Here is a 10,037-nt window from a genome sequence, read left to right on the forward strand (position 1 = left end):
TCGAAGCTGCCGTGCACGCCGAACGAGATCAGCATGTGGTCGTAGAACCGGACCCCGGTGGAGATCTCCACCTGTCCGGTGCCGTCCAGGTCCAGATCGACCAGCACGCTCGACTCGCTGGTGGTGCGCTCGATGCGCGCCCGCCGGGCCATCAGTTCTCCTTCAACGAGGTCAGGGATCGGGTCACCGTGATCAGGACGTCGTTCTCGGCGTCGGTGCCGATGGTGGTGCGCAGGAAGCCGGGGATGCCCATGTCCCGCACCAGCACCCCGGCGTCCAGGTACCGCTGCCAGGTCGCCTTCGCGTCGGCGAACTCCCCGAACAGCAGGAAGTTCGCGTCCGACTCGACGACCCGCAGACCCAGGTCGGTCAGCGCCGCGGCGACCCGCTTCCGCTCGGCGACCAGGTGGGCGACCGAGGCCAGGGTGTCCTCGGCGTGCCGCAGCGCGGCCAGCGCGGCGGCCTGGGTCAACGTCGAGAGGTGATACGGCAGCCGGACCAGCAGCATCGCGTCGATGACGGCCGGCGCCGCGGCCAGGTAGCCCAGCCGGCCGCCGGCGAACGCGAACGCCTTGGACATGGTCCGGACGACGACCAGTTTCCGCGGGAACGTCGAGATCAGTTCGATCGCCGACGGCCGGGAGGAGAACTCGGCGTACGCCTCGTCCACCACCACCATGCCCGGCGTCGCCTCGGCCAACCGGGCCACGTCGGCCGGCGGCAGCGAACCGCCGGTGGGGTTGTTCGGGCTGGTGATGAACAGCACGTCGGGCCGCCGCTGCGCGACGAGGTCGACGGCGGCGTCGACGTCGACGGTGAAATCGGGACGCCGCGGGCAGGACAGCCAGTCCGTGCGGGTGCCCGAGGCGATGATCGGGTGCATCGAGTACGACGGTTCGAACCCGACCGCCAACCGCCCCGGCCCGGCGAACGCCTGCAGCAGCTGCAGCAGGATCTCGTTCGACCCGTTCGCCGCCCACACGTTGGCCGCGGTCAGCGGCACCCCGGTGGACCGGGACAAATAATCGGCCAGCGACTCCCGCAGCGCGACCGCGTCCCGGTCCGGGTACCGGTTCAGGTCCACCGCCGCAGCGGCGACCGACGCGGCGAGGTCCTGCACCAGCGCGGCCGACGGCGGGTGCGGGTTCTCGTTGGTGTTGACCCGCACCGGCACGTCCAGTTGCGGGGCACCGTAGGGCGAAGACCCGACCAGGTCCGCGCGCAGCGGCAGGTCGGCCAGGGTGACCTCGTTCACGAACCGAACCTCACGGCCACCGCCTCGCCGTGGGCCGGCAGGTCCTCGGCCGCCGACAGCGCGGCCACGTGCGGCGCCACCTGACGCAGCGCGTCCCGCGTGTAGTCGATGACCTGCTGCTGGCGCAGGAACGTGGTCGCGGCCAGACCGGCGGAGAACCGGGCCGACCCGCCGGTCGGCAGGACGTGGTTCGAGCCGGCGCAGTAGTCGCCCAGGGAGACCGGCGAGTACGACCCGACGAACACCGCGCCGGCGTTGCGCACCCGCGCGGCGACCGCGGCGGCGTCCCGGGTCTGGACCTCCAGGTGCTCGGCGGCGTACGCATCGGACACGGCCACTGCGTCGTCCAGCGAGGAGACCAGCACCACGCCGGACTGCGGGCCGGTCAGGGCCTCGGTGATCCGCTCGGTGTGCTTGGTCGCGGCGATCCGGGCCGGCAGGGCGCCGTCGACCGCGTCGGCGAGCGTCTCCGACGTCGTGATCAGCACCGACGCGGCCAGCGGGTCGTGCTCGGCCTGGGAGATCAGGTCGGCGGCGACGAACTGCGGGTCCGCACTGTCGTCCGCGATCACCGCGATCTCGGTCGGGCCGGCCTCGGAGTCGATCCCGACGACGCCGCGCAGCAGCCGCTTGGCCGCCGTGACGTAGACGTTCCCGGGCCCGGTGATCACGTCCACCGGTTCGACGCCCTCGGCCCCCAGCGCGAGCAGCGCCACCCCCTGCGCGCCGCCGGCCGCGTACACCTCGTCGATGCCCAGCAGGGCGCAGGCGGCCAGCACGTTGCGATCCGGCCAGCCGTCGTTGTCCTTCTGCGGCGGAGAGGTGACGGCGATGGCATCGACCCCGGCGACCTGCGCCGGCACCACGTTCATCACGACGCTCGACGGGTACAGCGCCCGGCCGCCCGGCACGTACAGCCCGACCCGGCGCACCGGGACCCACCGCTGCCGGACGATCCCGCCGGTCGCGAGCTCGGTGACCGCCTCGGCCGGCAGCTGGGCCGCGTGCCCGACCCGGGCCCGGGCGATCGCCTCGAGCAGCGCGTCGCGCACGGGGCCGTCGATCGCGTCGGACGCGGCCGCGATCACCTGCGCCGGCACCCGCAGCGCGGCCGGGCGGACGCCGTCGAACCGCTCGCCGGCGTCCAGCACCGCGGCGCCGCCGCGGGCCCGGACGTCGTCGATCAGGGGGGCGACCACGGCGGTCGCGGTGCCGATGTCGACGGCCGCCCGCGGCAGCACGTCGCCGAGCACCCGGGGCAGCCCGGCGCGCAGGTCGATCCGTTGCAGCATGGGATCAAGCCTAGGGTGTCAGCCGACCAGGTCGAGACCGATGTCCAGGGCCGGGGCGGAATGGGTCAGTGCGCCCACCGCCAGGAAATCGACCCCGGTGGCCGCCACGGAACGCGCCCGGTCCAGGGTCAGACCCCCGGACGCCTCCAGCCGCACCGGCCGGGACAGCGCCCGGGCCCGGCGGACCGCCTCGACCGTGTCGGCCAGGGTGAAGTTGTCCAGCAGCACCAGCTCGGCGCCGGCCCCGATCGCCTCGTCGAACTGGGCGAGCGTGTCGACCTCGACCTCGAGCGCGATGTCCGGATCCAGCGCCCGGACGGCCTTGATCGCCGCGGTCACCGAGCCGGCCGCGGCCACGTGGTTGTCCTTGATCAGCGCGGCGTCGCCCAGGCTCATCCGGTGGTTGACCCCGCCACCGCAGCGCACGGCGTACTTCTCCAGCGCGCGCAGCCCGGGCAGCGTCTTGCGGGTGTCCCGGATCCGCGCGCCGGTGCCGGCGACCGCGTCGACCCAGGCCCGGGTGGCCGTGGCGATGCCGGACAGGTGGGTGAGCAGGTTCAGCGCGGTCCGCTCGGCGGTCAGCAGCCCGCCGGTCGGGCCCTGGACCAGCAGCGCGGGCTCCCCCGGCACCAGCGGGTCGCCGTCCGGCACCAGCTGCTCCACGGTGACCGCCGGCCCGATGACCGTGCGGAACACCTGAGCGGCGAGCGGGCCACCGGCCAGCACCCCGGCCTGCCGCGGGGTCAGGTGCGCCCGCGCGACCTGGTCGGCCGGCACGGTCGCGGCGGTGGTGACATCGGGTCCGTCGATCAGGTCCTCGGCCAGCGCCCGGTCGATGACGGCCTGATCGATCGCCGTCCCGGTCACCGGGCCACCGCCGGCACGGGCTGGTCGGTCCGCACGTGGCAGCCGACGGATTCGGTGCGCAGTTCCGCCGCGGCCAGCAGCGCGCCGGCGGCGGCGACCAGATTCGCCATCTCGACCGACGCCCGAGTCACTGTTGCTCCCCCGACACCATCGGAAACGTCGCCGAGCGAGGCGACGGCCGACTGCGCGGCCAGCAGGCCGGGCAGGTCGCGGCCGATCCCGGCCGAGCTGCTCATGGTCGCCTGCAGCTCGATCCGGCCGGCCGGATCGGCGCCGGGCGGCGGCATGAGGACCAGTTCGGCGGCCCGGGGCGTTTCCGCGGCAACGTCTCCGCGCACCGCGACCGCCGCCCGCTCGCCCATCACCAGGCCCTCGAGCAGCGAGTTCGAGGCGAGCCGGTTGGCACCGTGCAGCCCGGTGCGGGCCACCTCGCCGATGGCCAGCAGGCCGGGCACGGTGGTCCGCCCGTCCAGATCGGTCACCACGCCGCCGCAGTGGTAGTGCGCGGCCGGCGCGACGGGGATCGGCTGCCGGGTCGGGTCGATGCCGGCCGCCAGGCAGGCCGCCGACACGGTCGGGAACCGGCGCCGGAACACCGGCGCGGGGATCGCGGTGGCGTCCAGGTAGACGTGGTCGGTCACCCCGCCGGGGGCGGTCGCCAGACGGCGGGTGATGGCCAGCGAGACGATGTCCCGGGGCGCCAGGTCCTCGAGCGGGTGCACCCCCCGCATGACCCGGTCACCGGTCGCGTCGATCAGCACCGCACCCTCGCCGCGGACGACCTCGGTGACCAGGGCGCGGTGGCCCAGGTCGCCCGGGCCGGTCCACAGCACGGTCGGGTGGAACTGCATGAACTCGACGTCGGCCAGCGAGGCCCCGGCCCGCAGGGCCATGGCCAGCCCGTCGGCGGTGGCCACGCCGGGGTTGGTGGTCGCGGCGTACAGGTGCCCGGCGCCGCCGGTGGCCAGCACCACGGCGGTGGCCCGGATGAGGCCGATCCGCCCGTCCGGGGCCAGCACCGACAGGCCACGGGCCCGGCCGGTCCCGTCGAGCACGACGTCCAGGGCCAGATGGTCGGCCAGCACCGCGGGCAGCCCCGACGAACCGGCCGAGCCGACGGTGGCCAGCAGGGCCCGCTCGATCTCGGCCCCGGTGGCGTCGCCGCCGGCGTGGATCACCCGGTTCGCGGTGTGCCCGCCCTCGCGGGTGCGCAGCAGCCCGTTCGGTCCGGCGTCGAAGTGGGCACCGCGGGCGATGAGCCGGCCGATCGCCCCCGGCCCCTCGGCCAGGATCAGCGACACCGCGGCCGGGTCGCACAGCCCCGCGCCGGCCACCAGCGTGTCCCGCACGTGCGCGGCGACCGAGTCGCCGGGATCGTGCTCGTCCCGGACGACGGCCACGCCGCCCTGGGCCCACGACGTGTTGGCCTCGTCCGGCGCGCCCTTGGTGACGACCAGCACGCGCAGACCGGCCAGGTCCAGGGCGCAGGTCAGACCGGCGACACCGGTACCGACGATCACCACGTCGGCGGTGGCCTCCCAGTCCGGCAGCAGCGCGCCGGCCGCCGTGATGCTCATTCCCCACCGCCGCTCATGCCGATGCCGATCATCCGCTCGACCGCACCGCGGGCCCGGGCGGCGATCTCGGGGTCGACGACGACCTCGTCGCGCATCTGCTCCAGCGACCGCAGCAGCTTGGCCGGGGTGATCATCTTCATGTACTTGCACGAGGCCCGGTCGTTGACGGCCAGGAAGTCGACGCCCGGCGCGGCCCGCTTGAGCTGGTGGATCATGCCGATCTCGGTGGCCACCAGGACCTGCTTGCTGCGGCCGACCTTGGCCGCGTCGACCATCTCCCCGGTGGACAGGATCTTCACCCGCTCGGCCGGCACGGCGCCGGCGGTGGCCAGGTACAGGGCGCTGGTCGCGCAGCCACACTCGGGGTGGATGTAGAGGTCGGCGTCGGGGTGCGCCGTGGCCTGCGCGGTCAGCTGCCCGCCGTTGATGCCGGCGTGCACGTGGCACTCGCCGCCCCAGACCTGGATGTTGTCCCGGCCCAGGATCCGCCGGACGTGCGCGCCGAGGAACTGGTCGGGTCCGAACAGCACCGGCGTGTCCGCGGGAATGGACCGGACGACCTCGACCGCGTTCGACGAGGTGCAGCAGATGTCGGTCTCGGCCTTCACCTCGGCCGTCGTGTTGACGTAGGAGACGACGACGGCCCCGGGGTTGGCCGCCTTCCACTCGCGCAGCTGGTCGGCGGTGATCGAGTCGGCCAGCGAGCAGCCGGCGTCGGCGTCCGGGATCAGCACCGTCTTGTCCGGCGAGAGGATCTTGGCGGTCTCGGCCATGAAGTGCACGCCGCAGAAGACGATGGTGCGCTGCGGAGCGGTCGCGGCGATGCGGGACAGCGCCAGCGAGTCCCCGACGTGGTGCGCGATGTCCTGGATGGCGCCGACCTGGTAGTTGTGCGCCAGGATGACGGCGTCGCGCTGTTCGGCCAGCTCCCGGACCCGCTCGGCCCAGTCGGCCGGCAGGTCGGTGTGCGTGTCGAGAGTCGCGGTCATGTGGTCCTCCACCTGAAGCCTGGTTTTCGACTACTGATCGAAAACGCCCTGAGTCTAGCAGGCGGGTTATCGAATTACAATCGGGAACATGCTTCCCGGGGGGTCGGGCCCACCAACGGGCCGCAAGAGCGCCAGCCTGCTCGAGGTGCTGGCCGCCGTGTTCACCGTGCACCGGGGCACCGGGAACCACGGTCCGCCGGGTCCGCAGCTGCGCCTGCTGCTGTGGCAGCGGACCACCGAACCCGACGCGGGCCGCTGGGCCCTGCCCGGCGGGGTGGTCCGGGACAACGAGGACGTCGACGCCTCGGCCCGGCGGCAGCTGGCCGAGAAGGTCGACCTGCGCCAGGTCACCCACCTGGAGCAGACCGGGGTGTTCTCCGACCCGCATCGCATGCCCGACATCCGGATGGTGGCCACCGGCTTCCTGGGCCTGGTGCCGATGGACGCACATCCCAGCCTGCCGGCCGACACCGCGTGGCATTCGGTCGATGCGCTGCCCGAGATGGCGTTCGACCACGCGAGCATCGCCGAGCGGGCCCGGCAGCGGCTGCAGGCCAAGCTCTCGTACACCAACATCGGCTTCGCACTGGCCCCGGCCAGCTTCACCCTGGCCGAGCTCGGCCGGATCTACGCCGCCGCCCTGGGCCACGACGTGGACGTCACCAACCTGCAGCGCATCCTGACCCGGCGCGGCATGCTCGAGCCGACCGGCTCGACCGCTCCCCCGGGTCCCAGCGGGGGGCGTCCGGCGGCGATGTACCGGTTCAGTACCGGGGAATACCGGGTGACGGATCCGTTTGCGGCGTTTCGACCGCCGGGGGCCTAGGCACGTCCAGGTCGGGTTGGCCGTTCCAGGCGACCAGGAAGGTGTAGACCAGGGCGGCCACCGCGGGCTGCGCCAGCACGCCCAGCATCGTGCCGGTGCTGGGCGGCGCGATCACGATCGAGTCGGCCGCGGACGCCCCGACCGACGCCGGGTCGGTGCCGGGCGCGACGAGCAGCCCCAGCCCCCAGGCGATCAGCGCGGACCCGGCCGACCCGGCGGTCACCACCAGCAGCATCCGGACGCCGCGGGCGGCCCGGAACCGCCAGGCTCCGACGGCGATGAGCGCGCCGGCGACGATGCCCAGCCAGCAGAACAGGGCCAGCCCGACGAAGTGGTAGCTGCTGGTGGTCGGCAGCCCGGCGTACCGGCCGTCGGCGAGCACCTTGTAGGGCATGCCGGGCGCCAGGAACGCCCAGATCAGGCCCTGCGCGATCCCGGCCACGGAGCAGGCGACCAGGACGATGAGCAGCGGGCGCCTCATCAGGAGGCGATGCAGTCCGCGCCGAGCAGCGCCTTGAGGTCGCCGATCAGCGCCGACGTGCGGGTGACCCGCAGCCCGTCGTCGAGCTTGAGGGTGGTGATGCGGGACCCGTTGAGCAGCCGCAGGTGCACCGCCGTGGTCCCGGGGTGCGCCTGCAGCACGTCCTTGAGCCGGTCCACCACCGGCGGGGTGCAGCGCTGCGCGGCGATCGAGACCTGGACCGGGCCCTTGGCCGGGTCGTTGGACAGGTCGGGTACCACCACCGACTGGGCGTGCAGTGACAGCCGGTCCTCGGACCGCGCGACCCGTGCCTTGACCAGCACGATCGCATCCTCGGCCAGCAGCATCGCGCACTCGGTGTAGACCTTGGGGAAGAACGCCACCTCCACCCCGCCGGCCAGGTCCTCCAGGGTGGCCGACGCCCAGGGATCGCCCTTCTTGGTCAGCCGCCGTTGCAGGTTGGTCAGGATGCCGCCGACGGTCACCATCGCCCGGTCCGGCACCGTGCCGTCGAGGATGTCCGGGATGGACGCGTCCGACTGCGCGGACAGGATGTGCTCCACCCCGGCCAGCGGGTGCCCGGACACGTACAGGCCGAGCATCTCCCGCTCGAACCCCAGGCGCAGCTTGGTGTCCCACTCGGTGTCCGGCACCTGCCCGCGGAACGTGTCGCCCTTCTCCTCCTGGGTCATCTCGCCGAACAGGTCGAACTGGCCGATCGCCTCGGCCTTCTTCAGGCCGAGCACCTCGTCGACCGCGCGCACGTGGTCCATCAGCAGGCCCTTGCGCGGGTGGCCCATCGAGTCGAACGCGCCGGCCTTGATCAGGGACTCGACGACCTTCTTGTTGCAGGCGGTCGCGTCGACCTTGTCCAGGAAGTCGTAGAAGTCGGTGTAGGCGCCCTTGTCCTTGCGGCAGGCGACGATCGAGGCGACCACCCCGGTGCCCACGTTGCGCACCGCGCCCAGCCCGAACCGGATGTCGGTGCCGACCGGCGCGAAGTTCTGCACCGAGGCGTTGACGTCCGGTGGCAGCACCTTGATCCCCATGGTGCGGCATTCGGCCAGGTAGATGGCCATCTTGTCCTTGTCGTCGCCGACCGAGGTGAGCAGCGCGGCCATGTACTCGGCCGGGTAGTTGGCCTTGAGGTAGCCCGTCCAGTAGGACAGCAGGCCGTAGGCCGCGGAGTGCGCCTTGTTGAACGCGTAGTCCGAGAACGGGACCAGGATGTCCCACAGCGTCTTGATCGCGGCGGCGCTGTAGCCGCGGTTGGCCATGCCGCCGGAGAAGGTCTCGTACTGGGCGTCCAGCTCGGCCTTCTTCTTCTTGCCCATCGCCCGGCGGAGCAGGTCGGCGGCCCCGAGGGTGTAGCCGGCCAGGTGCTGGGCGATCGCCATCACCTGCTCCTGGTAGACGATCAGCCCGTAGGTGTCGCCGAGCAGGTCGGCCAGCGCGTCGGCCAGCTCGGGATGGATCGGGGTCACCGGCTTGCGGCCGGTCTTGCGGTCGGCGTACTCGTTGTGCGAGTTGGCGCCCATCGGACCGGGCCGGTACAGCGCGATGACCGCGGAGATGTCCTCGAAGTTGTCCGGCCGCATGGACCGCAGCAGCGCCCGCATCGGGCCGCCGTCGAGCTGGAACACGCCCAGAGTGTCGCCGCGGGACAGCAGCTCGTAGGTCGGCTTGTCGTCCAGCGGCAGGTCCTCCAGGACCAGGTCGACCTCCCGGTTGGCGCGGATGTTGTCGACCGCGTCGTCCAGGATGGTCAGGTTGCGCAGCCCCAGGAAGTCCATCTTGATGAGGCCGAGCTTTTCGCAGGTCGGGTAGTCGAACTGGGTGATGATCGCCCCGTCCTGCTCCCGCTTCATGATCGGGATCAGGTCCAGCAGCGGCGCCGAGGACATGATGACGCCGGCCGCGTGCACCCCCCACTGCCGCTTGAGGCCCTCCAGGCCGCGGGCGGTGTCGACGACCTTGCGCACGTCGGGGTCGGTGTCGACCAGCGTCCGGAACTCATTGCCCTCGTTGTACCGGGGGTCGGACGGTTCGAAGATCTTCGACAGCGGCACGTCCTTGCCCATCACCGGCGGCGGCATCACCTTGGTGATGCGGTCGCCGACGGAGAACGGCATGCCCAGCACCCGGGCCGAGTCCTTGACCGCCTGCTTGGCCTTGATCGTGCCGTAGGTGACGATCTGCGCGACCCGGTCGTCGCCGTACCGCTCGGTGACGTACCTGATGACGTCGCCGCGCCGGCGTTCGTCGAAGTCCACGTCGAAGTCGGGCATGGAGACGCGGTCCGGGTTGAGGAACCGTTCGAAGATCAGCCCGTGCACCAGCGGGTTCAGGTCGGTGATCCGCATGGCGTAGGCGACCATCGAACCGGCGCCGGAGCCGCGGCCGGGACCGACCCGGATGCCGTGGTCCTTGGCCCAGTTGATGAAGTCGGCGACCACCAGGAAGTAGCCGGGGAAGTTCATCGCGGTGATGACGCCGACCTCGTAGTCCGCCTGCTTGCGCACCTCGGGCGAGATGCCGTCCGGGAACCGGATGGCCAGACCCTTCTCCACCTCCTTGACGAACCAGGTCTGCTCGGTCTCGCCCTCGGGCACCGGGAACCGGGGCATGTAGGACGACGACTCGTCGAACGCCACCGAGCAGCGCTCGGCGATCAGCAGCGTGTTGTCGCAGGCCTCCCGCAGGTCGTACCGGTCGGCCCACAGGGCGCGCATCTCGGCCGGCGACTTGAG

Annotated in this window: 8 protein-coding genes and 1 pseudogene; 1 reads left to right on the forward strand and 8 read right to left on the reverse strand. The window is 72.4% G+C overall.

What is annotated here, in order from left to right:
- From ACOJUF_RS04585 to nadA, 6 genes and pseudogenes are all read right to left on the reverse strand, one after another.
- Nucleotides 1-152: pseudogene (locus ACOJUF_RS04585) on the reverse strand (imidazoleglycerol-phosphate dehydratase); the annotation flags it as partial.
- On the reverse strand, nucleotides 152-1,255 hold the full coding sequence (locus ACOJUF_RS04590; protein WP_420120685.1) for a histidinol-phosphate transaminase: 1,104 nt from the start codon (nucleotides 1,253-1,255) through the stop codon (nucleotides 152-154). The pseudogene ACOJUF_RS04585 and the gene ACOJUF_RS04590, both read right to left, overlap by 1 nt.
- Nucleotides 1,252-2,547, reverse strand: a complete 1,296-nt coding sequence (hisD, locus tag ACOJUF_RS04595; RefSeq protein WP_420120686.1) for a histidinol dehydrogenase — start codon at nucleotides 2,545-2,547, stop codon at nucleotides 1,252-1,254. The genes ACOJUF_RS04590 and hisD overlap by 4 nt, the downstream gene beginning before the upstream one ends.
- Nucleotides 2,548-2,565: 18 nt before the next feature.
- Nucleotides 2,566-3,414: a carboxylating nicotinate-nucleotide diphosphorylase gene (gene nadC / locus ACOJUF_RS04600; protein WP_420120687.1), complete on the reverse strand. Its 849-nt coding sequence runs from the start codon at nucleotides 3,412-3,414 to the stop codon at nucleotides 2,566-2,568.
- Nucleotides 3,411-4,991, reverse strand: a complete 1,581-nt coding sequence (gene nadB, locus ACOJUF_RS04605; RefSeq protein ID WP_420120688.1) for an L-aspartate oxidase — start codon at nucleotides 4,989-4,991, stop codon at nucleotides 3,411-3,413. Before nadB ends, nadC begins: the two co-directional genes overlap by 4 nt.
- Nucleotides 4,988-5,980 (reverse strand): quinolinate synthase NadA, encoded by a 993-nt coding sequence (nadA, locus tag ACOJUF_RS04610; protein ID WP_420120689.1) that lies wholly within the window; start codon nucleotides 5,978-5,980, stop codon nucleotides 4,988-4,990. Before nadA ends, nadB begins: the two co-directional genes overlap by 4 nt.
- Nucleotides 5,981-6,068: 88 nt before the next feature.
- Here nadA and ACOJUF_RS04615 point away from each other — a divergent pair, with 88 nt between their 5' ends.
- Entirely contained in the window at nucleotides 6,069-6,806 is a 738-nt protein-coding gene (locus ACOJUF_RS04615) for an NUDIX hydrolase (protein WP_420120690.1), read from the forward strand.
- Here the strand turns inward: ACOJUF_RS04615 and ACOJUF_RS04620 are convergent.
- On the reverse strand, nucleotides 6,745-7,287 hold the full coding sequence (locus ACOJUF_RS04620) for a DUF2567 domain-containing protein (RefSeq protein WP_420120691.1): 543 nt from the start codon (nucleotides 7,285-7,287) through the stop codon (nucleotides 6,745-6,747). The genes ACOJUF_RS04615 and ACOJUF_RS04620 overlap by 62 nt on opposite strands.
- On the reverse strand, nucleotides 7,287-10,037 hold a 2,751-nt coding region (dnaE, locus tag ACOJUF_RS04625), incomplete at its 5' end, for a DNA polymerase III subunit alpha (RefSeq protein ID WP_420120692.1). The genes ACOJUF_RS04620 and dnaE, both read right to left, overlap by 1 nt.

Source organism: Nakamurella sp. (genome assembly GCF_048594475.1).
GTDB lineage: Bacteria > Actinomycetota > Actinomycetes > Mycobacteriales > Nakamurellaceae > Nakamurella.